Source organism: Flavobacterium soyae, from assembly GCF_045348165.1.
Lineage (GTDB): Bacteria > Bacteroidota > Bacteroidia > Flavobacteriales > Flavobacteriaceae > Flavobacterium > Flavobacterium soyae.
Window position 1 is genome coordinate 2,626,533 of record NZ_CP150845.1, and the last position, 26,157, is coordinate 2,652,689.

General features: G+C 33.1%; 26 protein-coding genes. 13 read left to right on the forward strand and 13 right to left on the reverse strand.

What is annotated here, in order from left to right; all coding sequences use genetic code 11:
* Positions 1–32: 32 nt before the first annotated feature.
* The 6 genes from AABD74_RS11220 to trmD form a co-directional block, all read right to left on the reverse strand.
* On the reverse strand, positions 33–515 hold the full coding sequence (locus tag AABD74_RS11220) for a GyrI-like domain-containing protein (RefSeq protein ID WP_406845586.1): 483 nt from the start codon (positions 513–515) through the stop codon (positions 33–35).
* Positions 516–520: 5 nt separating this feature from the next.
* Positions 521–1,342, reverse strand: a complete 822-nt coding sequence (locus AABD74_RS11225; protein WP_406845587.1) for a DUF4249 domain-containing protein — start codon at positions 1,340–1,342, stop codon at positions 521–523.
* Between the two features lie 35 nt (positions 1,343–1,377).
* On the reverse strand, positions 1,378–3,759 hold the full coding sequence (locus AABD74_RS11230; protein ID WP_406845588.1) for a TonB-dependent receptor: 2,382 nt from the start codon (positions 3,757–3,759) through the stop codon (positions 1,378–1,380).
* A gap of 145 nt (positions 3,760–3,904) precedes the next feature.
* Positions 3,905–6,127, reverse strand: a complete 2,223-nt coding sequence (locus AABD74_RS11235; RefSeq protein ID WP_406845589.1) for an NADP-dependent isocitrate dehydrogenase — start codon at positions 6,125–6,127, stop codon at positions 3,905–3,907.
* Between the two features lie 281 nt (positions 6,128–6,408).
* Positions 6,409–6,759: a 50S ribosomal protein L19 gene (rplS, locus tag AABD74_RS11240; protein ID WP_073487327.1), complete on the reverse strand. Its 351-nt coding sequence runs from the start codon at positions 6,757–6,759 to the stop codon at positions 6,409–6,411.
* Positions 6,760–6,992: 233 nt separating this feature from the next.
* The gene (gene trmD, locus AABD74_RS11245) at positions 6,993–7,673 is read right to left on the reverse strand and encodes a tRNA (guanosine(37)-N1)-methyltransferase TrmD (RefSeq protein WP_406845590.1); all 681 of its coding nucleotides are present in this window, start codon (positions 7,671–7,673) and stop codon (positions 6,993–6,995) included.
* A 766-nt stretch (positions 7,674–8,439) separates the two neighbouring features.
* Between trmD and tnpA the strand changes: the two genes are divergently transcribed.
* From tnpA to AABD74_RS11285, 8 genes are all read left to right on the forward strand, one after another.
* Positions 8,440–8,901 (forward strand): IS200/IS605 family transposase, encoded by a 462-nt coding sequence (gene tnpA / locus AABD74_RS11250; protein WP_406845591.1) that lies wholly within the window; start codon positions 8,440–8,442, stop codon positions 8,899–8,901.
* Positions 8,902–8,933: 32 nt separating this feature from the next.
* Entirely contained in the window at positions 8,934–9,848 is a 915-nt protein-coding gene (locus AABD74_RS11255) for an archaemetzincin (RefSeq protein WP_406845592.1), read from the forward strand.
* Complete coding sequence (locus tag AABD74_RS11260) at positions 9,845–10,375, forward strand: NADPH-dependent FMN reductase (protein WP_406845593.1); 531 nt, start codon at positions 9,845–9,847, stop codon at positions 10,373–10,375. Before AABD74_RS11255 ends, AABD74_RS11260 begins: the two co-directional genes overlap by 4 nt.
* A 30-nt stretch (positions 10,376–10,405) precedes the next feature.
* Positions 10,406–11,278 (forward strand): sugar phosphate isomerase/epimerase family protein, encoded by an 873-nt coding sequence (locus AABD74_RS11265; RefSeq protein WP_406845594.1) that lies wholly within the window; start codon positions 10,406–10,408, stop codon positions 11,276–11,278.
* A 50-nt stretch (positions 11,279–11,328) separates the two neighbouring features.
* Positions 11,329–11,676 (forward strand): cupin domain-containing protein, encoded by a 348-nt coding sequence (locus AABD74_RS11270; RefSeq protein ID WP_406845595.1) that lies wholly within the window; start codon positions 11,329–11,331, stop codon positions 11,674–11,676.
* Between the two features lie 209 nt (positions 11,677–11,885).
* Positions 11,886–13,034, forward strand: coding sequence for an MFS transporter (locus AABD74_RS11275; RefSeq protein WP_232681227.1), 1,149 nt, complete (start codon positions 11,886–11,888; stop codon positions 13,032–13,034).
* 60 nt (positions 13,035–13,094) lie between these two features.
* Entirely contained in the window at positions 13,095–14,027 is a 933-nt protein-coding gene (locus tag AABD74_RS11280; protein WP_232681229.1) for a peptidylprolyl isomerase, read from the forward strand.
* Between the two features lie 93 nt (positions 14,028–14,120).
* Positions 14,121–14,420, forward strand: coding sequence for a cytochrome c (locus tag AABD74_RS11285; RefSeq protein ID WP_406845596.1), 300 nt, complete (start codon positions 14,121–14,123; stop codon positions 14,418–14,420).
* 111 nt (positions 14,421–14,531) lie between these two features.
* Here AABD74_RS11285 and AABD74_RS11290 read toward each other — a convergent pair whose 3' ends face one another.
* Positions 14,532–14,927 (reverse strand): GreA/GreB family elongation factor, encoded by a 396-nt coding sequence (locus AABD74_RS11290; RefSeq protein ID WP_406845597.1) that lies wholly within the window; start codon positions 14,925–14,927, stop codon positions 14,532–14,534.
* A 388-nt stretch (positions 14,928–15,315) separates the two neighbouring features.
* Positions 15,316–15,870: a thioredoxin family protein gene (locus tag AABD74_RS11295; protein ID WP_232681232.1), complete on the reverse strand. Its 555-nt coding sequence runs from the start codon at positions 15,868–15,870 to the stop codon at positions 15,316–15,318.
* A 224-nt stretch (positions 15,871–16,094) separates the two neighbouring features.
* Between AABD74_RS11295 and AABD74_RS11300 the strand changes: the two genes are divergently transcribed.
* Both AABD74_RS11300 and AABD74_RS11305 read left to right on the forward strand, forming a co-directional pair.
* A complete protein-coding gene (locus AABD74_RS11300; protein WP_406845598.1) occupies positions 16,095–16,430 on the forward strand; it encodes a tRNA-binding protein in 336 nt (111 codons plus the stop codon).
* A gap of 639 nt (positions 16,431–17,069) precedes the next feature.
* Positions 17,070–18,155 (forward strand): IS110 family transposase, encoded by a 1,086-nt coding sequence (locus AABD74_RS11305; protein WP_406843547.1) that lies wholly within the window; start codon positions 17,070–17,072, stop codon positions 18,153–18,155.
* A gap of 278 nt (positions 18,156–18,433) precedes the next feature.
* Here AABD74_RS11305 and AABD74_RS11310 read toward each other — a convergent pair whose 3' ends face one another.
* From AABD74_RS11310 to AABD74_RS11325, 4 genes are all read right to left on the reverse strand, one after another.
* Complete coding sequence (locus AABD74_RS11310; RefSeq protein WP_232681234.1) at positions 18,434–18,988, reverse strand: alpha/beta hydrolase; 555 nt, start codon at positions 18,986–18,988, stop codon at positions 18,434–18,436.
* A 19-nt stretch (positions 18,989–19,007) separates the two neighbouring features.
* Complete coding sequence (locus AABD74_RS11315) at positions 19,008–19,838, reverse strand: alpha/beta hydrolase (protein WP_406845599.1); 831 nt, start codon at positions 19,836–19,838, stop codon at positions 19,008–19,010.
* 150 nt (positions 19,839–19,988) lie between these two features.
* Entirely contained in the window at positions 19,989–20,357 is a 369-nt protein-coding gene (locus tag AABD74_RS11320) for a PUR family DNA/RNA-binding protein (RefSeq protein WP_053471040.1), read from the reverse strand.
* Between the two features lie 69 nt (positions 20,358–20,426).
* Positions 20,427–22,205, reverse strand: a complete 1,779-nt coding sequence (locus tag AABD74_RS11325; protein WP_406845600.1) for an ABC transporter ATP-binding protein — start codon at positions 22,203–22,205, stop codon at positions 20,427–20,429.
* 204 nt (positions 22,206–22,409) lie between these two features.
* On the opposite strand from AABD74_RS11325, the gene AABD74_RS11330 reads away from it, so the two are divergent.
* The 3 genes from AABD74_RS11330 to yajC all read left to right on the forward strand — a co-directional run bounded on the left by AABD74_RS11330 (position 22,410) and on the right by yajC (position 25,118).
* Positions 22,410–23,516 carry a Glu/Leu/Phe/Val family dehydrogenase gene (locus AABD74_RS11330; protein ID WP_406845601.1) on the forward strand — a complete coding sequence of 369 codons (1,107 nt, stop codon included), beginning with the start codon at positions 22,410–22,412 and terminating at the stop codon, positions 23,514–23,516.
* Between the two features lie 229 nt (positions 23,517–23,745).
* Positions 23,746–24,657, forward strand: coding sequence for a transcription antitermination factor NusB (gene nusB, locus AABD74_RS11335; RefSeq protein ID WP_232681238.1), 912 nt, complete (start codon positions 23,746–23,748; stop codon positions 24,655–24,657).
* A 185-nt stretch (positions 24,658–24,842) separates the two neighbouring features.
* Positions 24,843–25,118 carry a preprotein translocase subunit YajC gene (gene yajC / locus AABD74_RS11340; RefSeq protein ID WP_232681239.1) on the forward strand — a complete coding sequence of 92 codons (276 nt, stop codon included), beginning with the start codon at positions 24,843–24,845 and terminating at the stop codon, positions 25,116–25,118.
* A gap of 439 nt (positions 25,119–25,557) precedes the next feature.
* Here yajC and AABD74_RS11345 read toward each other — a convergent pair whose 3' ends face one another.
* Positions 25,558–26,151: a YdeI family protein gene (locus AABD74_RS11345; RefSeq protein WP_232681240.1), complete on the reverse strand. Its 594-nt coding sequence runs from the start codon at positions 26,149–26,151 to the stop codon at positions 25,558–25,560.
* Positions 26,152–26,157 lie beyond the last annotated feature (6 nt).

Below are 26,157 nucleotides of genomic sequence, written 5' to 3' on the forward strand. Positions count from 1 at the left end.
TAAATTAAGAAGAATAATTCATAGCGAAGAGATTAATTCCTGTTTTTTATCGGAATCCAGATTTCTTCTTCCGATTTCGGATCGTCATTTTTGTACTTATGACCCATTACGGCAAAATGTGGTCTGTCGTCAACTAAATATTCTGAATTTGGAAGCCATTCTGCAAAAATTGCATGATAGGTTTTATGTCCTTCTGATGCTGGTCCGTAATGTACAAAAACGGCATATAAGCCATCTGGAATAATTAAAGTTTCCATGTTTAATGGAACATCTTCATAATTTTTGACTTCTACTGCAGCCCATTTTTGAAAAGTTCTGCCCGGGTCAAAATTATCAAAATGCGCGGGAGAAAACACTTCCAGCGAATATAAATTTTCATTAATTGTATTTTTGATTTCTTTTCGTTTTGGCATAAAATTATTCCATAACTGAAATGTTTTGTTTTCGATAAATGACATTTCAATACGTTTTCCGATAAGCTTTTTTTCGTTTAAAGTTTCAATTCTGGCTTCCATATTTATTATTCTATTTTGAATTTTTTTGTCTGGCTTTCACTAAGTGAAAAATAACCTAAGGGGTAATTTGCTTTATCCGTTGTATTGATGATGTTTCCTTTTACGGTTGCGGGCGGCGATTGAAAAGGCCCGCCAACATTACTGCCGGCAATGCTTACCAAAATACTCATATAATTATAGTATTGTTTTGAAATGCCGTAATGCGTTATTTCTATTTCGTCTCCAGCTTTGAGTTCATCGTCATCAGAAACACTAAAGAATTCATTTCCCTGAAAAAACTTATCCTCATCAGCATAAAAATTAGATGTGATTTTGTTTGAGTACACATATTTATATAAATAGAAATTGTCTGCGTCTGCAGGGTCGTTATAATAGGCTCTTATTTCGATATCTTTTCCTGTAAATCCGCCTTCGTTATTTTGTTCAATACGTGTAATTGGTGCTACAGATTTTAAAGTTTCAGAAGCTGTATACGTATTTCCTCCGCTAATTACGGTAAGCATGTAAGTTTCGTTAATTTCAGGAACAAAATTATTGCACACATAACGTCCCGTTTTTGGAACTTCTGTAAAATTAAATTGTACATTTTCACTGTTTTTAATATAAATAACAGCCCCGGAAACAGTTGGGATTACTGATTCAAAATAGCCTGTAGTTGTCGTTAATTTTATTGTCTGCTGTTTTCCTGTGGTGCCTTTCTGCCAGTTTATAGCAGCTTCGACAACTAATTTTGGAGGTGCAGTATCCAGATCAACATCTACAACATCTTCGCAGCCTGTGAAGAAAACCGATGTAAAGAAGACGATTAATGCGATTACTTTTTTCATACTATATTTTTTTATTTTCTTTACAGAAATGAATTTTAAAATTTGAAATTATAACTAACGGCTGGAACTATTCCGAAGATTGATAATCGTACAGCTTCATTTAAACCTGTGTCGGCATTTTGCCTAAAGTTAATTGAGGCGGCATTGCTTCGGTTGTACAAATTATAAATGCTGAAAACCCATTCGCCTTTCCAGTTTCTGCCTTTATTTTTTCTCGGTGTTAAAGTTGCCGAAACATCTAAATGATGATAAGCCGGAAGACGATTTTCATTTCGAAGACCGTAACTAGGAACTGTAATTCCTAAATATTCATATTGCCCGTTCGGATAAGTAACCGGCTGTCCGGATTGCAAAGCAAAGTTAGCTCCAAAAGACCATTTTTCGTTTAAATTATAAGTAGAAGTTATCGCTAAGTTATGTGTTTTGTCGTAAGCAGAACTGTACCATTGACCATTATTGATTCCAATTTCTTCCGGCGTTCTTCCAGGTGTCTGCTGTTCTGATTTTGATAAAGTATAAGAAACCCAGCCGTTAAATCTGCCTTCATTTTTTTTAACCATTATTTCTAAACCGTAGGCACGCATTCTTCCGTTCAGGATAACTTGTTCGATAGCATTATTGGCAATTAAATCGGCACCGTCAATATAATCTAATCTGTTCTGTATTTTTTTGTAAAAAGTTTCGATTTCCAACGAATATGCACCTTCTTTAATATTTCGGAAATATCCTAAAGCAGCCTGATCTGCAATTTGCGGTTTTATATAATTATCACTTGGCATCCAAACGTCTAACGGAGTGGGAGATGAGGTATTTGAAATTAACTGAAGGTACTGCGCCATACGATTATAACTCGCTTTTATGGCTTGATTATCATTTAATTGATATGATATTGAAAGCCTTGGTTCAAAATTATTATAATCCTGAATTACTTTGTTTTTGCCGAAATACTTTGTTGAAGTCGGGGTTCCCTTTTCATAAATCTGCATATCTGAATTGAAAACAACCGGACTATTATTGTCATAATAATTGATGGTTGAAGAACCCAAACGATAAAATAAACTGTAACGTAATCCATATGCCAGCGTTATTCTCTTCGAAAGTTGATTTTCGGCATCTAAATAAATCGAAGGTTCAAATGCATATTTTTTATCCAATTGATCGGGATTAATTCCAGAAGTAGTATTACTTGGTATAATAGTTCCCGGATTAAATTCGTAGTAAATTCCGTTTAAACCATAATTCAGTTTGAACTTATCAGAAATATAATGTTTGAAATCGTATTTGATATTATAGTTTTGAATTCCCGAATCCCATTTAAAACCAACATAGTCCAAGTCAAGTCCGTAATAATAATCGCTATAGATTAACGATAAATTAGAGAATAATTTATCAGAATATAAATGATTCCAGCGCAGGTTTAAAGTTGAATTTCCGTAAATATTAGTGAAACTTTTGTTTAAACTAAAAACATCGCGCCCAAAATATCCCGATAAATATAAATTGTTATTGTCGTTTAATTTATAACTCAGTTTAGCATTTAAATCATAAAAATAAGCAGAGTTGTCTTTGTTGTCTTCTGAAAGTTTTAAAAATAAATGGGCATAAGAGCCTCTTCCGCCAATTAAAAAAGAACCTTTGTCTTTTACAATTGGACCTTCCAGAAGCAATCGGCTTGAAACTAAACCAATTCCTCCATTCATATGAAAATCTTTACTGCTTCCGTCTTTTTGGTAAATATCTAAAACAGAAGAAGCTCTTCCGCCAAAACGTGCCGGAATTCCTCCTTTATATAGTTTTAAATCTTTAATAACATCGGGATTAAAAACAGAGAAAAATCCAAAAACGTGAGAGGAATTGAAGATTGTTGCTTCATCCAACAAAATTAAATTTTGATCTGCGCCGCCGCCGCGAACATTAAATCCAGAAGCTCCTTCGCCGGCATTTGTAACTCCCGGAAGTAATAAAATTGATTTTAAAACATCGACTTCACCTAAAACTACGGGCATTTTTTTTATGGTTGAAATAGAGAGTTTGTTAACGCTCATTTCTGGCGATTTGATATTTATTTTTCCCTTATTATCTGTAATAACAACTTCCTGAAGTTCTTCTCCGCTTTCGCTGATGGAAAAATTGTTTTTGGTATTTTGGTTTAAAGTGATGGTTTGCTGAATAGTTTGATAGCCCACATAACTAATTTCGATTTCATGCTCGCCGCGAGGAACTGTGATAGAATAAAAACCGTATTCGTTTGTTGTAGTTCCTATTTTTAAAGCCGGAATATAAATATTGACGCCAATTAAGGTTTCGTTGTTTTTTGAATCTTTAATAGTACCGCTTAGCGTAAATTTATCCTGAGAGAAAGAATGAAGTGTGGTAAAAATAATGATAAGAAGGAAACTAATCTTTTTTGTAATCATCGTTTTGGTTTTGAGTTACATAGTTAGCAATTCTTACTAAATATTAGAGTCCAACTATTGTTAAACATTAGTTAAGAATAAAAAAGGGCAGCCTGTAAAAGCTGCCCTTTTTGTCTATATTTTAAAAATACACGGAGTGCATTTCTTATTTTATTTTTGCAATAATTGCATTAAATGTTTCACTAGGACGCATTGCTTTGCTTACTAGCTCAGGAGTTGGCTGATAGTATCCGCCAATGTTTTGAGCTTTTCCCTGTGCACCAATTAATTCTGCATCGATTTTAGCTTCGTTTGCTTCAAATTCTGCAGCAATAGGAGTAAAGATCGCTTTTAATTCTGCATCTTTATTTTGAGCAGCTAAAGCCTGAGCCCAATAGAATGCAAGGTAAAAGTGAGAACCACGGTTATCAATTTGTCCAACTTTACGTGCCGGAGATTTATCGTTTGCTAAGAATTTATCGTTTGCTTCGTCAAGAGTTTCAGCTAAAATAATTGCTTTAGAATTATCTAAAGTTTGTCCTAAATGTTCTAATGAAGCACCAAGAGCTAAAAACTCTCCAAGTGAATCCCAGCGTAAATATCCTTCTTCTGTAAATTGCTCAACGTGTTTTGGAGCAGATCCTCCAGCACCAGTTTCGAACAATCCGCCACCGTTCATTAAAGGAACGATAGATAACATTTTTGCAGAAGTCCCTAATTCTAAAATTGGGAATAAATCTGTTAGGTAATCACGTAAAACGTTTCCTGTTACAGAAATAGTATCTAAACCTTTGATGATTCTGTCTAAAGTAAACTCTGTTGCAGCAACCGGGTTTAAAATACGGATATCTAAGTTTGTAGTATCGTAATCTTTAAGATATTTTTGAACTTTTGTGATCAATTCTCTATCGTGCGCTCTGTTTTCGTCTAACCAGAAAACAGCCGGAGTACTAGATAAACGAGCTCTGTTTACAGCTAGTTTAACCCAGTCCTGAATAGGAGCATCTTTTGCCTGGCACATTCTGAAAATATCGTTTGTTTCAACATTTTGTTCCATTAAAACAGTTCCGTTTGCATCAACAACACGAACAACACCGTCACCTTTTATTTGGAAGGTTTTATCATGAGATCCGTATTCTTCTGCTTTTTGAGCCATTAATCCAACGTTAGGAACACTTCCCATTGTTTTAGGATCAAAAGCACCGTGTTTTTTACAGAAATCAATAGTTGCAGTATAAATACCAGAATAAGAACGGTCTGGAATAACTGCAATAGTATCTTGTGCCTTACCATCTTTGTTCCACATTTGTCCAGAAGTACGGATCATTGCCGGCATAGAAGCATCAACAATAACATCAGATGGAACGTGTAAGTTTGTAATTCCTTTATCAGAATTAACCATTGCTAAAGCTGGTCCGTTTTCGATTGCTTTAGTAATATCAGCTTCAACTTCAGCCTGCTCAGGTCTTCCGGCAATTTTTGCGTAGATATCACCTAAACCATTTCTAGTGTCAATATTTAATTCTGCAAATAAAGTTTCGTATTTTTTGAAAAGATCAGCAAAATATACTTCAACGATAGCGCCAAAGATAATTGGATCTGAAACTTTCATCATTGTGGCTTTTAAATGCACAGAAAGTAATACACCTTCTTTTTTAGCCTCTGCAATTGCTTCAGCAGCAAAAGATTTTAATTTTTTTACACTTAAAACAGAGCTGTCAATGATTTCACCGGCTTTAAGCGGAGTACTTGCTTTTAAAACAGTTGTAGTTCCGTCTTTAGCAACAAATTCGATTTTTACATCGTTTGCTTCGTTTACTGTTAATGATTTTTCACTTCCGTAAAAATCACCGCCAGTCATTGAAGTTACTTTAGTTTTTGAGTCAGCAGACCATGCACCCATTGAGTGCGGATTTGCTTTTGCAAAGTTTTTAACGGCTCTTGGAGCTCTACGATCAGAGTTTCCTTCACGTAAAACGGGGTTTACAGCAGAACCTAATACTTTTGCATATTTTGCTTTAATTTCCTTTTCAGCATCGTTTTGCGGATCTTCCGGGAAATTAGGAACGTTGTAACCGTGAGATTGTAATTCAGCAATAGCAGCTTTTAATTGTGGTACAGATGCTGAAATGTTTGGTAATTTGATAATGTTAGCTTCTGGCTTAGTTGCTAATTGGCCAAGTTCTGCAAGAGCATCTCCTGTTTTTTGAGCATCTGTTAAAGACTCAGGAAAATTAGATAAAATTCTTCCTGCCAAAGAGATGTCTCTAGTTTCAATAGCAATACCAGCTGTCGAAGTAAAAGCTTGAACAATAGGTAATAAAGAATAAGTCGCTAATAATGGCGCCTCATCAGTTAAGGTGTAAAAAATTTTTGAATTCTGTGTCATTTTTTTTTTTTTTATAATCGTGTCGTCAAAGAATGGCGATGTAAAAGGTATGAGTCGGCTCAAAATGAGCGGAGCAAATATAATAAAAACAGTCCGAAAACGGTGTAGTTTTATATAGAAAAGGATGAATTATCAGATTGTTATTTCGGGTGCTTTAAATTATCAAATCGATGATTTTGATATTAAAAAATTACAGTTTTGATATTGGCTACAAAAAAGGCATAAAAAAAACTCGTTTCAAATGATATGAAACGAGTTTTTTATAACAGATTGATAAATGATTATCTTCTTTTATCTTTAATCTTAGCTTTTTTACCAGTAAGTTCTCTGAAGTAGAAAATTCTAGCTCTACGAACTGCACCTTTTTTGTTGATTTCGATTTTTTGTAAAGCTGGTAAGTTTACCGGGAAGATACGCTCAACTCCAATAGCTCCAGACATTTTACGAATCGTGAAAGTTTCTGTGTTACCAGAACCTCTTCTTTGAATAACAACTCCTTTAAAAAACTGAGTTCTTGTTTTTTCACCCTCTTTAATTTCGTAGAAAACTGTGATAGTATCTCCAGCTCCAAATTCAGGGAAATCTTTTTTAGCAACGAATTCGTTTTGAACGAACTTTAATAAATCTGCCATGATAATTTTATTATTATAGTTTTAATAGAGTAACATTCACGGATCTCGCCAGAGGTTAGTCTAATTCGGGTGCAAATGTAAAAAATAATTATAAATTATGAATTATAAATTTGAAATTATTTTAAGTTGTTGATAAAATGATGTTTAAGGGCGTTTTTTGTTTCAAGTTTCAGGTTTCAAATTGTTCTTGTGTGAGAACTTGAAACAAAAAAAACTTTAAACTTGAAATAACTTTAGTTTCCTTCTAACAAATCCGGACGTCTGTTTTTAGTATGTTCGTAGGCTTTATCTTCGCGCCATTTGTCAATTTTGGCAAAATGTCCGCTGGTTAAAACTTCCGGAACTTTCCATCCTTTATAATCGGCAGGCCTTGTGTATATTGGTCCTGAAAGTAAATTGTCCTGAAAACTATCGGTCAATGCTGAGGTTTCATCACTTAAAACACCAGGAATTAAACGGATTAACGCATCTGATAAAACTAATGCGCCCAATTCTCCGCCAGATAAAACGTAATCACCAATCGAAATTTCCTTAGTAATAAAATGATCTCTAACACGCTGATCAACACCTTTATAATGCCCGCATAAAATAATTATGTTTTTATACATAGACATTTTATTAGCCATTTTTTGGTTTAATGTTTCGCCGTCTGGAGACATATAAATTACTTCGTCATATTCACGCTGACTTTTAAGATGCGTAATACAATCGTCAATAGGCTGAATTGTCATTACCATTCCGGCACCGCCGCCAAAAGGATAATCGTCTACACTTTTTTGTTTATTAGTGCTGTAGTCACGAAGATTATGAAAATGTACTTCGACCAAGCCTTTATCAATGGCACGTTTCATAATCGAGGCCTCAAAAGGGCTTCTTAATAATTCTGGTAAAAGTGTAACAATGTCAATTCTCATTTTTTCTTCAATAATTTGGGGCAAAGATACGAAGTTAAAAATGAAGATGTAAAATGTATAGTCCCTACGGGACAAAAAATCATGTCGATGCAAATTTTTTCTACCGATATTTTGTTCCTAGCGGAACAATTTTTTTTTGAATGTATAGTATTTATGGATAGGATTTTAATTTTTTCAAAGATTCTATTCTTTGTCTAGATGTGTAGTCCCTAGGGGCAATGTCATTAAGTTAAGCTTTTAGTAAATAAAATTATTGCAAATCAAATCCGTGTTTATCCGCGTTTTTGCGAAGTAAATCTGTTTTATCCGCGTCACAATTAGACGCTGATTTTACTGATTCGCTAAAGCGAAAACGCTGATAAAAACTGATTTTTCTAATGACTTTCTTAATTAAACTGTTAAGTAATTTTATAGATTTCCTCTTAACTTAATGACAATGCCCTCTGGGACATTTGAACCTTGATCTACTTTTTTTTATACCGATATTTTATCCCTAACGGGATATCTTAATTGACTTTAATTGGAATTTATTAAAATGGAATTACGACAGAAAGTTCCGTTAGGAACATAATATCGGTAGCAATTTTTATTCACACACATTTTTTGTCCCGTAGGGACTATAATATTTATGTTATATCAAAAAGAAAGAATATTCCTTCTTTTTAATATATTTGAAAACGATCAAAAATTCCGTTAGGGATAAAATATCGGTAGAAAAATAAATTAATATTCAAAAAAAAATGTCCCGTAGAGACTACACACAATTATGGCAAATACCTACACACAAATTCACGTTCATTTTATTTTTGCTGTAAAATATAGACAAGCAGCTATACATACAAATTGGAAAAATGATTTATATAAATACATTTCCGGAATTATTAAAAATAATAATCATAAGGTTTTAGCCATCAATGGTGTTTCTGACCACGTTCATGTTTTAATCGGAATAAGACCGGCACAATCAATATCTGAATTGATGAAAAGCATAAAGCAAAATTCATCAAAATGGATAAACGAAAATAAATTTACTAACATTCATTTTGAATGGCAGGAAGGCTATGGAGCATTTTCATACAGTAAATCTCAATTAAGTGCAGTTGCTGATTATATAGAGCATCAGGAAGAGCATCATAAAAAGAAAACCTTTAAAGAAGAGTATATCAATTTTCTCGAAAAATTTGAAGTTGATTATGATGAAAAGTTTATTTTTAAGGAATTAATTTAAAATTGGTTTTTTAATTATATCCAAAAACGTAAATGAAAAAAATAACCTTCTTCATTCTTATATTATTATGTGCTTGTAACAAAGAAAAAGCCAAAGAAACTACAAAAGAAGCTCCAAAACAAATTCCAGAAGAAGCGTCCTATTTTAAGGATATCAAAATAAATGACGTTAAATTACCCAAACCATCTTATGGAGATTGGCTGTTTTCTCATCCTGAAGATGGACAGACTTTTGAGCAATATTATAGATCTAAGCACATTGTTCCCACTAAAGAGGAAAATATTATTTACATAAAACCAATTGGAAATTTTAATTCTTTGCAAAAGAAACAGATTCAGCTTGTTAATGAGTATTTAGAGTTCTTTTTTCAATTAAAAACAAAAACATTAGAACCAATTTCTAATGATGTAGTTCCAAACTCAGCAAGAAGAATGTCTACTGAAGGTCATGAACAATTATTAGCAGGATATCTTTTAAATGATGTATTAAAAGAAGAAAAACCTGAAAATAGAATTGCATTAATGGGACTTTCAGAATTGGATTTATATCCTAAACCCGAATGGAATTATGTTTTTGGACTGGCTTCTTACAGAGATAAAGTGGGTGTAAGTTCTATTTACAGATTTCAGGATGGTGAACTTACTGCCGAAAATTTTAATTTGTGTTTGACAAGACTGCTTAAAACAAGTTCTCACGAAATAGGACATATGTTTGGAATACATCATTGTATTAATGCTGATTGTGTAATGAATGGAACTAACAGTTTATCTGAAACTGATAGAAGTACGATTAGATTGTGTTCTGTCTGTCAAAGAAAATTAAATTCATGTATTCAATATGATAATAAAAAGAGATTAACCGACTTAGACAATTTTTTTAAAAGAAATAATCTTATCGAGGAATCTGATATAATGAAAAAAGATATTTCAGTCATTCGAGAAAAATGAAAGCAATAAAAATATTTGCCATAACAGGCAGTACAAGGAAAAACTCAAGTAATTTTAAAATTCTAAAGCATATTTCAGCACATATAAAACCGAATTTTGAAGTTGAAATATTTGAAGATTTAGATCGGATTCCACATTTTAATCCAGATTTAGATACAGAGAATCCGCCGGAAGAAATTCGTTTGTTCAGAAATAAAATAATGGAGGTCGACGGAATTATAATCTGCACACCGGAATATGTTTTTAGCCTGCCCGGAAGTTTAAAGAATGCTTTAGAATGGTGTGTGTCGACCACTATTTTTTCTAATAAAAAAGTGGGATTAATAACCGCTTCAGCATCAGGAGAAATGGGGCATGAACAGCTTTTGTTGATTATGAAAACCCTTGAAGCTAAATTTGACGATAATACGCAGCTTTTAATTCAGGGTATTCGCGGAAAAATCGATGCTGAAGGAAAAATTATAAATGAAGAAACAGAAGTTGCGCTTCAAAATTTTATAAATAACTTTGAGAATCAATTTTTATAGTAGATTTACTTTTCTAAAATTCAGATCAAAATGGTTACAAGAAGAAATTTTATTATAAACACAAGTCTGGCTGCTGTGGCAGTTCTGGCTTTACCATCATTGGCATTTTCTATGAATAAAAAAGAAATAGGTTTGCAGTTATATACATTACGTGAAGAACTTCCGGAAAATGTAAAACAGACTTTAGAAAAAGTTGCTGCATCAGGATATACAAATGTAGAAACGTATGGTTTTTCTATTAAAGATCAATTTTGGGGATTGTCTCCAATTGAATTGAAAAAGATATTAGACGATAACAAACTAAAAGCGGTTAGCGGACATTATAATTTAGGAAGTTATTTGTACGACGGAAATACAGCAGAACTAATTGCGGCAATTGAAGCGGCGAAGATTTTAAAAAACGAATTTTTAACCGTTCCGTGGGTCGATGAACCTTTTAGAAAAAGTATCGAAGATTATAAAAAGATTGCGCAGCGTTTGAATCAGGCAGCAAAAATGTGCAAAGAAGCAGGTTTAAAACTAGCGTATCACAATCATGATTTCGAATTTCAAAAACATGATGGCGTTACCGGATATGAAATTTTATTAAATGAAACTGATAAAAACCTGGTTTATTTTGAACTAGATTTATATTGGGTAGTTCGTTCAGGAAATGATCCGCTAAAATTATTCAAAGAAAATCCGGGACGTTTTAAAATGTGGCATGTAAAAGACATGGACAAAACAAATCCAGCTTTAAATACAGAAATTGGTTCAGGATCAATTTATTTTAAACCTTTCTTTAGAGAAGCAAAACAATCTGGAATGATTCACTTTTTTGTAGAACAGGAAAATAATTATGCTGGAGATTCTTTTCAATCCATTAAAACAAGTTTTGATTTTATTTCAAAAAAATTGATCTAAAACGGAATCATCAAAATGGCTTATTTTTATAAAAATCAATTTTAAAAGTTATGCAGAATATCAAAACAAGCAAAGAATTTATAAAAGGAGACGAAATAGAGTGGGAAGTAGTTGGAGAAGGAATTAAACGAAAAATTCTGGTTTTTGATGATAAAGTGATGCTTGTAAATGTTCATTTTGAAACAGGAGGAATTGGTGTTTTACATGAACATTATCATTCTCAGGTAACCTACATTGCAAGCGGAAAATTTGATGTAACCATAAGCGGAGTTACGCAAACTTTAAAAGAAGGCGATAGTTTTTATATTCCGCCTCACGCAATTCATGGAGTTGTTTGTTTAGAAAGCGGAATGCTTACAGACGTTTTTAGCCCAGCAAGAGAAGATTTTTTGAAATAAATAAAGAAAATCAGTAAATATCTGCGTCTTCGCGATAGCGAATCCGTTTAATCAGCGTCAATTTTTGGAACACTGATGACGCAGATTTGCTATCGCGAAGATGCAGATTTACACGGATTTTATAAAAAAAATAACTTTAATTATAAGTTCAGATTAAATATTGATGGTATTTTTGCAAAATGAATTTATCTAAAACCAACGTCCTGTTTATGGCAGTTTGCACTGGTCTTATAGTTGCAAATCTTTATTACTGCCAGCCTTTGATTGTTTTAATTGCCAACGAATTTAAAATTCCAGAAGCCAGCGCCGGAACTATAACTTATTTAACTCAAGCGGGTTATGCTATTGGTTTGTTTTTTATGGTACCGCTTGGTGATAAATTAGAACGAAAAAAGCAGATTTTAATTACCACTTTTGCTTCAGTAATTGCATTACTTATTGCAGCAACGGCAAAAAGTTTTCTTATTCTGCAAATAGCTTCTTTATTAATCGGAATCACTTCGATTGTACCGCAGCTTATTTTGCCTTTGGCCGCTTCGTTAAGCACATCTGAACAGCGGGGAAAAGTTATCGGAACCATTATGAGCGGTTTATTGGTCGGAATTTTACTTTCCAGAACTTTAAGCGGTTTTATTGGAGAAGTTTTGGGATGGAGATCGATGTTTTACATCGCAGCCATAATTTGTCTTTTAATCTTTTTTGTCATTCAGAGTAAATTCCCGGTAAACAAACCTCAGTTTCAGGGAACTTACGGTCAATTAATAAAGTCTTTATTTACACTTATAAAAACACAGCCTGTTTTGCGAGAAGCTACAGCAATCAACGTTTTCAGCTTTGCTCAGTTTGGAGCTTTCTGGACTACAATGGTTTTATTGCTTTCAGGCGAACCGTTTCATTTTAACAGTGCCACAATTGGTTTATTCGGAATTGTTGGTGCATCGGGAGCTTTGGCCGCGCCTTTGGTTGGGAAAATCGGAGATAAAGGAAATTCAAGAATTGCAGTTGGTTACGGCTGTTTATTAATCCTGATAAGTTTCCTGATTTTTTATTTTTCTATAGAAAGCGTAATCGGAATTGCGATAGGAATTGTTTTTATTGATATCGGAATTCAGGGAGTTCACATCTCAAACCAAACCAGAGTGTATTCACTATTGCCAGATGCCAGAAACAGACTAAATACGGTATTTATGTCGTTTAGCTTTTTAGGAACTGCTGCCGGATCTGCCTACGGATTATTATTGTGGAAACTGGGCGGATGGCACGCTGTAACAATTGGCTGTATGGTTTTATCGGCACTGTCATTAACCGTTTACGGACTGACTTATAAATCATCCCGAAGCGTTGGGACTAAAAAATAAAAAGCACAAATTGATTAAGAAATTAATTTGTAAATTTGCGTTCAATTAAAAAATAACAACATGGAAAACGGAATATACGCTAAATTCAACACAAGTAAAGGTTCGATTTTAGTTAAACTTACACACGACTTAACACCAGGAACCGTAGGGAATTTTGTAGCTCTTGCAGAAGGAAATATGGAGAATAAAGTAAAACCTCAAGGACAAAAATTCTACGACGGATTAAATTTTCACAGAGTAATTCCTGATTTTATGATTCAGGGTGGATGTCCTAAAGGAACTGGAACTGGAGATCCGGGATATAAATTTGATGATGAATTTGTATCAAGTTTAAAACACGATCGTCCGGGAGTTTTATCTATGGCAAATTCTGGACCTGGAAGTAATGGTTCTCAGTTTTTTATTACACACGTTCCAACTCCTTGGTTAGACGGAAAACACAGTGTTTTTGGTCACGTTGTAGAAGGACAAGATGTAGTTGATGCTGTTGCTCAGGGAGATGCTTTAGAAACTTTAGAAATCATTAGAGTTGGAGAAGAGGCTCAAAAATGGAATGCTATTGAAGCTTTTATTGGTTTAAAAGGTGCTCGTTTAAAACGTGAAGCAGCTTTAAAAGCTGAGTCAGAAGCAAAAATGGAACAATTAGCTGCTGGTTTTGATAAAACAGAAAGCGGTTTACGTTACAAAATGATCCAAAAAGGTGAAGGTAAAAGAGCTGAAGCAGGAAAAACAGTTTCTGTTCACTACGAAGGTTCTTTAGAAAACGGAAAAGTTTTTGATTCATCTTACCCACGTAAAAAACCAATCGAATTCAAATTAGGAATTGGACAAGTTATTGAAGGATGGGACGAAGGTATTGCTTTATTACAAGTGGGTGACAAAGCTCGTTTTGTAATTCCATCTGATTTAGCTTACGGACCATCAGGAGCTGGAGGAGTTATCCCGCCAAACGCAACTTTGATTTTTGACGTTGAATTAATGGACGTAAAATAAAGAATTTAGAAGCAATTTAGTATTGTTTTAAATAGCAATCCCATTCGCCTGCCGAATGGGATTTTTTTTATATTTACTATAAAAACAAAGACAATGAAAAATATTTTTATCCTTGCAGCACTTGCTTTATTGGCAGTTTCCTGCGGAACTCAAAAAACACCAGCCGTTGCAGCTACTCCTGCTGAACCTGCAAAAATAGTGGTATTAACTCCTGAATTAGAAGCAGGTAGAGATTTGTATGAAAACAATTGCGCAAAATGCCACAAATTGAAAGATCCAAAGAAATATACAAAAGAAGAATGGGGGCCAATTTTGGTTAGAATGGGCAAAAAAGCTAAGTTAGATGAAACCCAAATGGCATCAATTACAAATTATATTGATTCACAATTGTAATTCTGTATTTAAAAAAGCATAACAAAAAACCTGTTCAAATTATTGAACAGGTTTTTTTGGTTTTCAAATAGATATAAAAAAACACCTTCACAAAATGAGGTGTTTAAAAAGTTAGGAATGATGTACAGCCGTATTGTCTACCGCGATAATTTTTAAAGTTTTGATACCGGCCGGCATTTCCCAGTCAACTTCGTCATTTTCTTTAAAACCAATAATAGCAACACTTAAAGGTGCCAGAATTGAAATTTTTGATTGCTTTATATCTGCAGATGATGGTAAAACAATCTGAACTTTCATTTGCTTCTTCGCTATTACATCTTCAATCGTTACAAAAGAATTGATTCTGATAACAGTGCTGTCAAGTTCGCTTTCTTTGCTTATTACAGCACGGTCTAATTCTTGCGAAAGCTGATTTGCTTCTTTAGTATTTGTCGAATTTTTACTTTTTAAAATCAATTCCCTTAAAAATTGATAATCTGATTTACAGAAAGTGGGTGTTGGTTTCATATCTATATTGAATTTATTGTTATAAAATTTGAATGATTTTTCTTCTTTTATGCTTTCTAAAGCGAGTTACTGCTCAGCCCGTTCTTAAAACAAGATAAGCGACTAAAGTATTTAGTTTGAAAAACAAAAAAATATCTGACCAAAATTTGATTTTTGTCAAATAAATAATGTTTAAATTGATGTAAATCCTCCGCCTGAAAGAAGAATTGAAATAGACGGAGGCCTAATTAATAAAGGCCTTACTATGTGAAATAAATACAGCAGAGAGCGGTTTTTCTGTAAGGGAAAACAACGGGATAAAAACTGTAAATATTGTTATAGTGTTCACAATGAGTGATTTTAATTATGATCTGCAAAGATAAGTAAAGTTTTTTGATTCTTACAAATTTTATTTCCATTTGATATTACACCCAATACTCGGCTTCTGAATTTCATTTAAAATTCGGTTGTAAATCAAGGCATCAATTGCATTTCTTAAATCAGTTCCGCTTAACGGAATTCCGTTTCCGGGTCTTGAATCGTCAAGTTGTCCTCTGTAAAACAATTTGTCCTGATTATCGAATAAATAAAAATCAGGTGTGCAGGCTGCATCGTATGCTTTTGCCACTTCCTGCGTTTCATCAAATAAATATGGAAAATCAATTTTATGCTGTAAAGCAAAATCAGTCATTAATTCAGGAGAATCCTGCGGATATTTTACGATATCATTGCTTGAAATAGCAATAATACCAAGCCCCTGAACGCGGTAATCATTTGAGATCATTACGATTTCATTAATAACATGAAGCACAAACGGACAATGATTACACATAAAAATAACAAGTGTACCTTTTGATCCTTTTAAATCCTCAAACGAATAAATGTTATTCGAATTTGTATCTTTTAGATTAAAGTCTGGAGCAAGTGTTCCAAGCGGAATCATATTTGAAGGAGTGCGTGCCATTTTTTACAGAAAATTAATTCTCAAAAATAGCTTTAATAATCTGTAAATAAAAGAGTATAAGAAGAATTGTTATTCTGCTTAGAGTTTTTTTTGCCACAGATTTTACAGATTAAGATGATTATTAAATTTGAGCACTGATATTAACCGCTGGCATCAAAAAATGATTATAGAATTAGTTGTATTAATTACAAAATTTATAGGTTTGTAAATAAACACTTTTAAAAATGGATTTAAGCTGGAACGAATTTGAAAGAACAGATATGCGGGTAGGAACTATCATCGAAGTAAATGATTTTCCCGAAGCGAGAAAACCTGCTTTTCAACTCACAATAGATTTTGGTGTCGAAATTGGTATCAGAAAATCATCTGCACAAATTACAAAACGCTATCAAAAAGAAGATTTAATAAACAGACAAATTGTAGCGGTTGTAAATTTCCCTAAAAAACAGATAGGAAAATTTATGAGCGAATGTCTTGTTCTTGGCGCTGTAGGAGAGGAGGGAGATGTTATTTTATTGGCTCCGGATTTTAAAATACCAAATGGACTTCGTATAGGATAAGTTTACAGTCGCAGTTTTAAGTTTGCCACAGATTTAACAGATTAAAATGATTTTTAATTTTTGCCACGAATTGCACCAATTTACACGAATTATTCTTTGAACTCCAGCTTTGTGACCTTTAATAAATCAAAGATTTTACAACTTTTAATAAAAACTTTGCGTAACACCTTTGCGTGCTTTGCGGTTAATTTTTAGTCGCAGTTTTTCAGTTTGCCACAGATTTCACAGATTAAAAGGATTTTTTATTTTGCGGTTAAATTTTGCCACGAATTACACTAATTTACACGAATTATTCTTTAAACTCCAGCTTTGTGACCTTTAATAAATCAAAGATTTTACAACTTTTAATAAAAACTTTGCGTAACACCTTTGCGTGCTCCTATGTTTGTCAAGTTAATTTACGATGAGTGATCGTTATGTTTAAATTTGCAATAATTAAGTGAAAAGGAATGAGAGTCCATTGGCGCCTAAATAGTTCAAGAAACATATTCTCGCAAAGAAATTACCTCATTCTTTTTTATCTTTTAGAGTCTGAACAGAATGTAAGGAATTATGCAATGCTTAATATCCAGAATATCCAATCAGGAGAAAAGACGAGGGAAGATTCATCACTTTATAATTAAATTTAAAAAGACAAAGATGAGTAAAGCAGTAAAACAAGTAGCAGGAATTGATGTAGCCCAAAAAGAATTAGTGGTTACCTTAGGTCGTCTTTTAGATGATTTTACTATAGAATTATTTGCCTACAGGATATTTAGGAATAACGATTTAGGCTTTAAGTCGCTGGTTGAATGGACAAATTCACTCACTGACAATCAAATCCCTGTTCGATATGTAATGGAAGCCACAGGTGTGTATCATCAGAAATTTGCCTATTATTTATCTGACAATAACCATGAAGCAAGTATTGTGCTGCCTAATAAAATCAGCAATTATATGCGGACTTTGGAGTTAAAAACTATTACAGATAAAAGCTGCTCACAAGCAATAGCCCAATTTGGGTTAGAGAGAAAATTGGATATTTGGAGCAGGCCAAAAGCTGTTTATAGGGAATTGCAGCAGCTAACCCGCGAAAGAGATCAAATAGTACAGGAAAGAAGCATTATTAAAAATCAAATGCATGCCGAAAATGCAGAAGCGGAGCCAAATCAAAAAAGTATGCAGCGAATGCAGTCAAGAATAGGATTTTTAAATTCACAGGAAAAGGAAATCAAAGAAGACATTGCAGGTCTAATAGCTGCAGATCTTAACTTAAAGCAGACCATCGATAAAATCACTTCAATACCTGGAGTTGGAGAATTGACCGCAGTGATTGTTTTGGCAGAAACAAATGGATTTGAACTCATTAGGAATAAATCACAATTAACAAGTTATGCAGGACTTGATGTAAAGGAGAAGCAATCAGGAACCTCAATAAAAGGAAAGCCCAGAATATCAAAAAAGGGAAATCGAAATTTAAGAAAAGCCATGCATCTTCCAGCATTAACTGCAGTAAAATGGGACGATAACTTTAAAGATATATACGCACGACTGGCATCTAAGCATGGCATTAAAATGAAAGCATTGGTAAGCATTCAAAGAAAAATACTAGAACTTATCTATGTTTTATTCAAAAACCAAACTCTTTACAATAAAAACTATACAACAAAAAATAGCGTGAAAACACAAATGGCTTTACACGCTATAGAGACTAGCTCAAAGACTGTCTTGAAAAAACAAAACTAATAAAAATTAAGATTTTAATTTGGAAATCAACACAGAATCTTTGCGGTTAATTTTTAGTCGCAGTTTTTCAGTTTGCCACAGATTTCACAGATTAAAAGGATTTTTGATGTTGCCGCTCATTTTTGCCACGAATTGCACCAATTTACACGAATTATTCTTTGAACTCTAGCTTTGTGAACTTTAATGAATCAAAAATTCAGCAAGCTTTTAATAAAAACTTTGCGAACTTTGCGTAAAAACCTTTGGCTTACTTTGCGGTTAAATTCGCTTGCATAGCTTTAGTTTTTAGTATCTATTTTCGCAATTAATTGTTCTAATATCAACTGTCCTTCTTCCCAATATCTTAAATCAGAGTCAGAGTTAATGTGCCCTTGTTCACCAATGTTTACAAAAGCACTTCCCCATTTTTCTGCAAAATATTGTTTTCTTTCAAGTGAGGCGTAAGGATCATTTTCGCTTGCCACAACTATTGATGGAAAAGGCAATTTATAAAGCGGCATTGGAGAAAAATTTCTAATAACATCCGGTGTATGTTCAGGTGAATCAACATCGGCTGGAGCCACAAGTAAAGCTCCGATTATGTTTTTATTTGAATGTGTTTCTGCCCAATGCAATACTAGTGAAACAGCAAGACTATGTGCTACTAAAATCGTTGGGCTTTCCAATTTAGAAACGGCTTCATTTAGTCGTGCAATCCAATCTTCGCGAACAGGTTCGTCCCAATTGTCCTGAACCAAACGAATTGAATTTTTAAATTTTTCATGCCAAAAGGTCTGCCAGTGTTTTTCTCCGGAATTTCCTAATCCGGGTAAAATTAATAGTTGTGTTTCCATTGCCGTGGAATTATATTGTTTATTTTTTGGTTCGTTTTTCTTTTACAATTCGGTTGACTTCGTTTACCAGTAACGGAAAACCAGGTTCAGTCATTCCGTGGCCGTAACCGTCTAATTCGTAAAGTTTAGTCTGCGTATGACCGACTAGTTTCATCATTCTTGCCATGTATGCATTTTCTTCATATCGGCCTAACATTTCCAGTTCGCGATCTCCGGTAATTAATAAAAGCGGCGGAGCATCGGCACGAACGTGATACAAAGGTGCAAAAGCATCAATTGTGGGTTGTTTTTCCGGGATTCCGTTTTCTCGTCTAATTTCAAAATGCGTAATACATTGTCCGCTAAACGGAATTAATCCTGCAATTCTGTTAGCATCAATTCCTTCTTTTTGAAGATATTTTTTATCTAAGCCAATCATCATACCCAAATATCCTCCTGCAGAATGACCGGAAACGAATATTAAAGAAGAATCACCGCCATAACTGCTGATATTATTAAAAACCCAGCTTACCGCTGCAGCCGCATCTTCGATAGCTTTTTCTGCTTTTGCTTTTGGAGACAATCTATAATTTACGCCAATAATGGCGAAACCTTTATTTTTTAAAGCTTCAGGAATTTCTTTATTTCCACCTGTTAAACCTCCGCCATGAAACCAGACAATCGTAGCAAAGCCTTTTGTGTTTTTTGGATAATAAATATCCAGAACACATCTTTCGTTAATGTAACTGTCGGATTTATTTATTTCTGAAGAATAATACTGAATATTTGATTTGGTTTCATATTCTAATTTTTGGGCAAATGATGAAATTCCAATAAATAGAAAACAAAGTAAAATAGTTAGCTTTTTCATTTTTAAAAAATTGAATTGCATTAAATAATCTTAAATTCCAAAAATCTAAAATCTACAGTTTACAATCTAAAACCGATAACTTAAATGTATAAAAAAAGTCCAAAAATGCAGCACATATTGGACTTGAACTTTTAGAAAAGTTATATAAGATTAAATATCGTCAAAATCAATATCAGTAAAGCTGGATCTTGGTGTTTCAGCTTTATCAGAACCGTATTCTTTCTTAAAATCTTTTTGATGTCTTTCAGAGATTACTTCTTCACCTTTGTGGTTCAAAACGTATGAAGTCATTTCTTCTAATATTTCGGCAAAAGCACTAAAATCTTCTTTATATAAATAAATTTTGTGTTTTTTAAAGTGAAAAGAACCATCTTCTTCGGTAAATTTTTTGCTTTCGGTAATCGTAATATAATAATCGTCAGCTTTAGTAGCTCTCACATCAAAGAAATAAGTTCTTCTTCCTGCTCGTAATACTTTAGAAAAAATCTCTTCTTTTTCTAACATGTCATTTTCTCTCATAATACGTTCTATCATTTTTGGTAATTAATAGTACTCAAAAATCATAAAAATTTATCGATTACACAACAATTAAAGTAATTCTTTTTCCGAAAGTTGTTTTAAATATAACGATGCATAGTAACCTTCCTGATTTATTAATTGATTATGAGAGCCTTGTTGAATTATTTCACCATCCTCAAGAATGATGATTTTGTCGGCATTTTTGGCAGAAGAAACCCGATGACTGACAATTATTGTAGTTTTATTTTTACAAAATTCAAATAAATTATGTAGGATAGTTTCCTCAGTTTCGGTATCAACTGCAGACAAACAATCATCAAAAAGTAAAATAGCAGGATTTTTTATAATTGCCCTTGCGATCGATACACGCTGCTTTTGCCCGCCGGAAAGAGTGATTCCTCTTTCTCCTAAAATAGTGTCGTATTGCTTGTTAAATGTGATGATATTATCATGAACGACAGCATTTTTTGCAGCTTCAATAACTTCTTCGTCAGTTGCATTTTGATTCCCGAATTTGATGTTGTTTTTAATCGTGTCAGAAAACAAGAAAGCATCCTGAGGAACAATTCCGATGCTGTTTCGCAAATCATTTAAATTTAAAGAACTGATTTCGTTTTGATCAATTGTAATTCTGCCATCGGTAACATCATACAAACGGGAAATCAAGGATAATATGGTAGATTTTCCAGAACCGGTTTTTCCTAAAATTGCCAGCGTTTCTCCCTTTTTTACTGTAAAGCTTACATTTTTTAAAGCTTCAATATTCGTATCTTCATAGGTATAACTTACATTTTCAAAAGCAATTGAACCGTGTATATCTGATGGGTTTTGATTGTTGTTTTTAATCTCCGGTTCAATTTTCAAAAATTCGTTTAAACGCTTTTGAGAAGCCTCTGCTTCCTGAACCATTGACGAAACCCATCCAAGAGAAGCAACAGGCCAGGTTAGCATATTAACGTACAAAATAAATTCGGCAATTGTACCAATATTCGGAATCGTGCCGTTGATATACATAACACCTCCAAAATAAATTACAACCAAATTACTAATTCCTATAAGGGCAATCATCAAAGGCCCAAACAGCGACTGGACTTTTGCTAAATCCAAACTCTTGCGTTTACTTTCTTCCGCAAGATTTATCATGTTATTTTGATGCTGATTTTCTAAAGAATAGGCTTTTATAACTCTGATTCCTGAGAAAATTTCTTGTGTAAAACTAGAAACTTTAGATAAATACTGCTGAAAAGTAGTGCTTCGTTTATTGATTTCTGAACTTAGTTTGAAAATGCAATAAGATAGAATAGGTAAAGGCAGTATAGTGTATAAAGTAAGTAAAGGCGAAACATTATACATATATAATAATACGATTGCAAAACGGATAAATGTATTTATGGTGTACATTACGGCCGGACCTACATACATACGAACTTTAGAGACATCTTCGCTGATTCTGTTCATTAAATCTCCCGTACGGTTTTGTTTGTAAAAATTTTGAGAAAGTTTTTCATATTGTTTAAAAACTTCATTTTTTAAATCAAACTCAATATGGCGCGACATTACGATCAATGTTTGGCGCATTAAAAAGGTCAGGAATCCTCCAACAATTGCACTTCCTGTGATTAAGAGTACGTTATGAATTAATTCCTGCTGATAAAAATCTATAATTATAGAAGATTTTCGATCGGCATCAGATAATTTTAAAAACCGTTCGATAACATCAAAAGAGCGGCTGACAAGTTTTGGAGTAAATAAAAAGAATATTTGTGCGATTATAGTGATTAAAATACCTAAAGAGAAACTGTATTTATATTTGATAAAATATTTGTTTAAATAGCTTAATTCTTTCATTTTTTTAAGAGATTCGATATTGAATTGATTTGAATTTATGAATTATTATTAATTAAAATTATAATAAAATGTAATTTAATCAAAACAATTATATTGTAAAATTGTTATTTTAAAGATAAAAAATTAGCACATGTATATTTTTTGTTTATGTTTGAGTTGTCTTTTTGACAAATTCATAATTTTAAACAACTAAATAGTAACGCTATGGATGCAACTTTCGCAACTGGAAAGGAACTTCAAAAAATGGATCCTGTTTTTGGTCAATTATCTTTTGACGATCACGAACAAATTGTATTTTGCAATGACAAAGATACAGGTTTAAAAGCAATTATTGGTATTCATAATTCGGTTATGGGGCCAGCTTTAGGAGGTACTAGAATGTGGAATTACAATACTGAATGGGAAGCATTAAATGATGTTTTGCGTCTTTCAAGAGGTATGACTTATAAATCTGCAATTACCGGTTTAAATATTGGTGGTGGTAAAGCAGTAATTATTGGTGATGCAAAAACGCAGAAAACTCCTGAATTAATGCGTAAGTTTGGTGAGTTTGTTCACTCTTTAAGCGGAAGATATATTACAGCTGAAGATGTTGGGATGGAAACTAAAGACATGGACACTGTAAGAGATGTAACGCCTTATGTTACTGGAATCTCTGAAGAAAGAGGCGGATCTGGAAATCCTTCTCCTGTAACGGCTTACGGAGTTTATTTAGGAATGAAAGCTGCTGCAAAAAGTCAGTTTGGTTCTGATGTTTTAGATGGTAAAAAAGTTTTAGTTCAGGGAATTGGACACGTGGGTGAAACTCTGGTTGAGTATTTAACTAAAGAAGGAGCACAGGTAACGATTACTGATATCAACGAAGAAAAATTATATCAGGTTGCTTCAAAATACAACGCAGCAATTTATACTGGTGAAGATTTATATACTGCAGATGTTGATATCTATGCACCATGTGCAATGGGAGCAACAATTAATGATAATACAGTAGACAAAATTAAAGCTAAAGTTATTGCCGGTGCGGCAAACAACCAATTAGCCGATGAAAATGTTCACGGGCCAAGATTACAGGAAAGAGGAATTTTATATGCTCCTGATTTTTTGATTAACGCTGGTGGAATCATCAATGTTTATGCTGAATTAGAGCATTATGGTAAAGCTGAAATCATGGCTAAAACCGAAAATATCTACAATACTACTTTAGAAATTATTGATTATGCTGTGAAAAACGGTATGACAACTCACAAAGCTGCACTTACAATTGCTCAAAATCGTATCGATGCGAGAAAAATTGAAAACGCTAAGAAATAATTAGTGTTTAGTGTTCACTTTTTTTAGTGTTCAGTATAGTATTCAGTCTCAGTTTACAGTTTGGTCTGTAAGCTGAGACTTTATTTATCTGTATAATAAGACTGACCACTAAAACCATGACTTTTTTGCGAATTAATTTTAAAATATGCCTTAAAAGTTATACTTTTGCAGACTAATTTTTAAATGTTCTTACAAGGTGGTAAATAGAAGACACATACGCGTTAAAGTAATGCAATCCATTTATGCAATGCACCAAAGCGGTTCTGATAATATGGAAAAAGAAGAGAAGTTTCTTTTTTACAGTATTGATAATATTCAGGATTTATATCTTATAATGCTTTCTTCATTGATTGAAATTTGCAAAAAAGAATCTGTATTCTTGCATCTTTCAAGCAAAAAACATCTTGCTACTGCAGCAGAACGTAACCCGAACGAAAAGTTCATCAAAAACAAAATCTTTCAGCTTCTTGCCGAAAGTAACTCTTTAAGCATTGCCTTAGAAAATCGTAAAATCAATAACTGGTCGTTAAACGACGATTATATCATTTTGCTTTTAAATGATATTAAAGCAAGCGATTTGTATAAAAAATACATGAGCAATAATGTCAATACTTTTGAAGAAGACAAACAATTTATTGCTGATTTATTTGCTGAGGTTATTGTTCCGAATGATAAATTATACGAGTATTTAGAAGATGATAAATTGACTTGGGTTGATGATATTCCGGTTGTAAATACACATATTATCAAACAATTAAAAGCAATCAAAACAGATAACCCAGACGATTTTAGAGTTCCTAAATTGTACAAGGATGTTGAAGACAAAGATTTTGCTAAAGATTTGTTTAGAAGAACAGTTTTAAACGAAGCTGTTTTAGCAAAAGAATATGACGATAAAACGCCAAACTGGGACAGCGAAAGGATCGCCGAAATCGATACGATTATCCTGAAAATGGCAATTTGCGAATTCTTGAAATTTCCTTCAATTCCTGTAAAAGTAACTCTTAACGAATATTTAGAAATTGCAAAAGAGTATTCTACACCAAAAAGTAGTATTTTTATCAACGGAATTTTAGATAACCTTGTAAAAGAACTTACCGCTAATAAAAAGATGGTAAAAGTAGGTAGAGGTTTGATGTAAAATTTTAAAATAATCAATTTTTAAAATCCCAAATTACAATTACCTTTGTGTCACTCTGAGCGAAGTCGAAGAGCATTCCAAGCTGAATTAGAATCGAACAAAATTGAATAAAAAAGTAATGTCACTCTGAGCGAAGTCGAAGAAAAAAAATATTAATAATAAATCAAAAAAACAGAATTTAAATTATGGGACAATTAACTCAATTTGCGCCATTTCTATTAATGTTTGTGGTAATCTATTTCTTTATGATCAGACCACAGCAAAAAAGAGCAAAAAACGAAAAAGAATTTGAAAGCAGCCTAAAAGTAGGTGATAAAATAGTTACTAAAAGTGGTTTTCACGGTAAAATTGCTGAGTTAGCAGAAACTACTGTAGTAATTGAAACGATGTCAGGAAAATTAAAATTAGAGCGCTCAGCTATTTCTATGGAAATGAGTGCTGCTTTGAATAAAAAGGCTTAATTTTTTTACTCAAAAAAAATAAATTCCAATCCCGAAGTTTCGGGAGAAATTCCAAATTCCATCCCGATAGCTATCGGGAGGAGTTTGGGATTTTTTTTGTTTATGCTAAACGACTGGAATGTCTTTGCGAGGAACGAAGCAATCTCACGATGCTTATCACGATGTTCATGTTAGTGTGGTTGCTTCGTTCCTCAATGATAAAAACGCGGATAAAGATTGTGTTGTATATTTCAAATAAAAAGGATAACACAATCTTGTCATTTCGACCGAAGGGAGAAATCGCACAAGAAACCACGCAAAGTTTGTCGTCAATCTTTGTCGATTCACTAGTGCGATTTCTCGTTCCTCGAAATGACAAAAATGCGAAAACCTTTGTCAAAATTTTAAACTTTGACAAAGGTTTAGTATAGCTTGGAATTTGGAATTTAAATATTGATAATTAAATCTGCCTGTATTTATCATTCAAACCAACATTTCCTAAAATCATCGGAATCACTTTTTCAATTCTCGAAAGTTTAGTTTTTTCCTGTTTGGCAGTTTCAATATATTCCAGAAACTCGTATTGTTTATAAGGGCTAAACTTTTCAAAAGCATCTTTTAAAGCCGGATTTTTAACCATTTCTACATTAAGAAGTTCAGAAACTATAGCTTCTTTTTTTGTAGGTTTAATGATTTTTCCCTGCTTTTCATTTTCAATAGCTTCTAAGATATATTCTAATATTTCTTTTTCATTTATTTCTCCTTTTGAAGTAAAACGCCATTGACGCAGTGATTTTGTAACTTCTTCCTGAGCATTGATAAGTTTCTTTTTATCATCTTTCAGGAAAACACCATTAAAGAACCAAATCGCAAAATAATCTTTAAAACCTCCTAAACCAATGACATTCTTTTTCTCGTAAACATAAACCGGACCGCCCCATTTTGTGGTTTCTGTCAGTTCGGTTTTGTCGATAATAGCTTTTAGGAGAAGTAATTCCTCTTCCCATTGGCCGCTATATTTCCACATGCCTTTATTTTCTGACGCTGGTTCCAATTTATT